This is a genomic window from Corallococcus sp. AB045 (assembly GCF_003668895.1).
Taxonomy (GTDB): domain Bacteria; phylum Myxococcota; class Myxococcia; order Myxococcales; family Myxococcaceae; genus Corallococcus; species Corallococcus coralloides.
The window spans coordinates 1-3,482 of the sequence record NZ_RAWN01000377.1; the positions used below are offsets into that span (position 1 = coordinate 1).

Below are 3,482 nucleotides of genomic sequence, written 5' to 3' on the forward strand. Positions count from 1 at the left end.
CCACAGCGATGCCCATGCCCAGCAGCGTCAGCGTCAGCACCACCATGGCCCGGTAGCCGTCCATGTCGCCCCCCGGCGCCTCGTTGAGCGCGGACAGCGCGAGCGCGTTGGGGAACACGTGCGTGAGCGCCCAGACGGTCTTGTCCACCCAGTGCTTCTCGAAGCTGAGCCGGGGCGAGGGCGGAAAGACGCCCGTCTTGAACAGCACCTGGGTGACGGCGTACGCGAGCGCCAGGCCCGCGACCATCACCAGCAGGTGCTTGAGCATCCAGCGCGCGGTGTCCTTCAGCGACACGTCGCGGTGCACCACCAGCGACGCCGCCAGCAGCACCGCGGAGAACAGGCCGCTCACCTGATAGATGAGCGTCGCGGTGGCCATGGTCCCCACCGCCGCCAGCGCGTACGGCCACCGGACGGGGGCCTCCGCTCCCGGCGGACCGATGGCGCGGCGGGCGAAGGCGAACGCGCCCAGGCCCAGCATCAGCGCCAGGGCCTGCGGCCAGCAGATGCTCCAGTTGGCGATGACCTGCGCGGACGGCGTCACCGTGAGAAACCCCGCCAGCAGCGCGGCGGAGCCCGGCCTCCAGCCCTCCTTGCGCAGCAGCAGGAACACCGCCGCCGCGAGCACGCCCAGGCCGGCCACGCCCATCAGACGCAGCCCCACCAGCCCGTCGATGCCGTCGGCCGCCTTCGCGGACGCCTCCAGCATCCAGCCGTAGAGCGGGCGGCCCTGCGACGCACAGAAACGGAGGATCTTCCCCGGCTCCTCGCGCGCCTCGCGCAGGATGGCGTAGTCGTCACGCAGGCCATACCGGTGGATGACCGCGCTCCAATAGATGAGCCAGGGAAGCAGGAGCAGCAGAGCCACGGTGCCGGGAACCACCAGCGCGCGCGGCGGGAGACGCTTCATCAACGAGAAGGCCATCGAAGTTGACGCAACGTAGCAGAAGCCTCCCACTGACTCCCGGAGCAACCGGGACACGGCAGGGTTCCAGTCACGGTGAGAAGGGCGGGGCTCCAACCACCTGCGTGTCCTCACCGAACTCCGGGCCTCTGGGCTCTCTCACGACGTTGAGCACGGGCCGCGCGTCCGCGAGGGACGGGGTGAAGAGGGAGGGCTGATCCGGGTCCGCGAACACGGTGGCGAAGTCCTCCGGGGCCAGGCCTCGCGCGAGCCGGGCCGCGAAGGAGTCCTTGAGCAGGCGCACGTAGTACTCGACGTCGTAGTTGCGCGTGTCGTCGCCCGTGGGCTCGCCCGGAGCGGGGCGCGGGGCGGGTTCGCCGTCCTCGGTGAGCGCTTCCGGGAGCAGGCCCGCGCGGCCGCCGGTGGCGCGGTAGATGCGCACGCGCTCGCCCAGGGACCAGTGCTCGCGGCCGTTCGTGAGCAGCGCTTCGTACGGCAGTTCCCTGCGCTGCTTGCGCGTGGCCAGGTACTGCGAGGGGGACTTGGTCAGCCGCACCTGCGCGGAGACCTCGAAGGTGGGCACCTGGCGCCGCCTGAGCGCCATCACCGCGTCCTCGTACGTGTCGCGCACGGCGCGCACGTCGCCGGCCAGGAGGTGCTGGAGGGAGCGGCGCAGGAAGTCCTCTCCATAGGGCTCCGCGCGGCTGGAGCGGAAGGCCACGCCGCGCAGCAGCAGGGGGCCGGCGTAGGGCTGGAGCGCGTAGTTCTTCGGTTCGTGCGACAGCATGGCGGCGTAGCGCCCGTCGAACTCCAGCTTCACGCGCGGCGGCAGCAGGGCCGCGACCTCCGACACCACGCGGCGCTCGTCGACCTCCGTCCAGGCTTCCGGCACCGCGAAGTAGACGCCGTCCGTGTCGGCCTCCAGCAGCGTCACGCCCCGGTGCGCCAGCTCGCGGCACATCAGGCCCAGCAGCTCGCGTCCGCGCCGCGTCACCTCGTTGGCGGCGTGCACGTCCGAGAAGCGGGTGAGGCCCACCGCGCCCAGGTAGCCGTAGGCGGAGTTGATCAGGATCTTCATCGCCGCCGAAATCGCTTCGTGCGTGTGGCGCTCCTGTGAGCCGGGCGGGGCCTTCTTCGCCCTGGCCTTCGCGTCCAGGCGCTGATCCACCAGCCGGTCCACCAGCGCGAGCAGCGCGTTCAGCCGGTCGCGCTTCGGCCCGATGCGGTACTGGCGCATCAGCGACGGGTAGAGGCTGGCCACGTCCGCCTTCACGATGTGGCGCGCGACGCCGGTGGCGAACAGGTGCAGCGCGGCGCCGCTGTGGGACGTGCCGTCGCCGGATTCGTGCCCGGGCAGCGCCGCGCCCGAGCGCACGTAGGCGCGCACCAGCAGCGGATCCAACACGCCCGTCGCCGGGCCCGCGTCCGCCAGCCGCTCGTAGCGCCGGGGGGCCATGCGCGCGAGCGCGAACGCCGCGCCGCCCAACAGGTGCGCCAGCCCCGCGGCCTCCGTCACGTCCTCGCGCGCGTAGCGGCGCACGCGCTCCGGATCCTTCAGGAAGACATCGTGCACGCGCGCGCCGGGGATGAGCTCACGGTCGGGCCCGGACAGGCCCAGGTGCCGCGCCACCGCCTTGAGGCCGTGGCCGGGCAGGTCGCGGGCGGCGAAGTCATGGCGGCGCACGGCGTCCAGCGTGTCGATGAACTCGCGGCCGGGGACGGTGTAGCGCGCGCGGCGCATGGCGTCCGCGTCACGGCCTCCAGGGCCCCGGTTCAGCGCGGCGCCTCTCGCCGAGGGGCGGTGGCGCAGGCCCGGCAGTCCCGCTCGGCCCAGCGCCAGCGGCACGTTCAGCCGCTTCGCGCGTTGGTCCAGGAAGGGCAGGTCGAAGCCGTGCAGGTTGTGGTTCTCCACCACGTCGGGGTCGGCCTCGCGGATGCGCGCGACCAGCCGGCGCAGCAGGTCCGCCTCGCCCGCGTCGCCGTCCGCCGTCACCTCCAGCGTCTCCGCGCGGCCGTCCGCATCCCTCACCGCCACGAGGAAGATGCGGTCCCTGGATGGGTCCAGCCCGGTGGTCTCCAGGTCGAACTGGAGCCTTCTCAGGTCGTCGAAGACCAGGTCGCGGAAGTACGTGCGGCCGGTGGCCACCAGGTACTGCTCCTCTGGAGGCAGCACCAGCGCCGCGGCTGGGCCCAGGTCGCGCAGGTGGCCCACGCGTTGGTCCAACCGCTTCGATGCGCCCTTGAGCACCGCGGACGCCAGCGCGCGGCCGTCATCCGCGCTGACGAGGAAGCGCAGCGCGCCGGGGCCCTCCAGCTCACGGAAAGTCATCGCGCCCGGCACCGGCGGCAGGCCTTCCGGGCGGAGCGCGTCCCCCAGGTGCTCCAGGTCCTGGAGCGACGCGAGCAACACCCAGGGCCGGTACCTCGCGTCCTCGCGCAGCCGCGTGTGCGTGCCCGGCTGCCGCTTCCAGATGAAGGCTCGCCCGTCCGGCTCCGCCCAGACGGACACGATGCCCGGCGTGGGGTCCCATCCCCACAACCACTCGTCCTCCAGCGGATGGGGCGGCGGGGCCATGGG

1 protein-coding gene and 1 pseudogene are annotated in these 3,482 nt (G+C 72.8%); both read right to left on the reverse strand.

What is annotated here, in order from left to right; all coding sequences use genetic code 11:
- Positions 1 to 910, reverse strand: a pseudogene (locus D7Y21_RS40695) (hypothetical protein); the annotation flags it as partial.
- Between the two features lie 85 nt (positions 911 to 995).
- Entirely contained in the window at positions 996 to 3,479 is a 2,484-nt protein-coding gene (locus D7Y21_RS40700) for a ribonuclease H-like domain-containing protein (RefSeq protein ID WP_121718576.1), read from the reverse strand.
- Positions 3,480 to 3,482 lie beyond the last annotated feature (3 nt).

Bases quoted from the DNA above. Each gene is read 5' to 3' on its own strand.
- D7Y21_RS40700 (WP_121718576.1), bottom strand. From the start codon at position 3,479: ATGGCCCCGCCGCCCCATCCGCTGGAGGACGAGTGGTTGTGGGGATGG.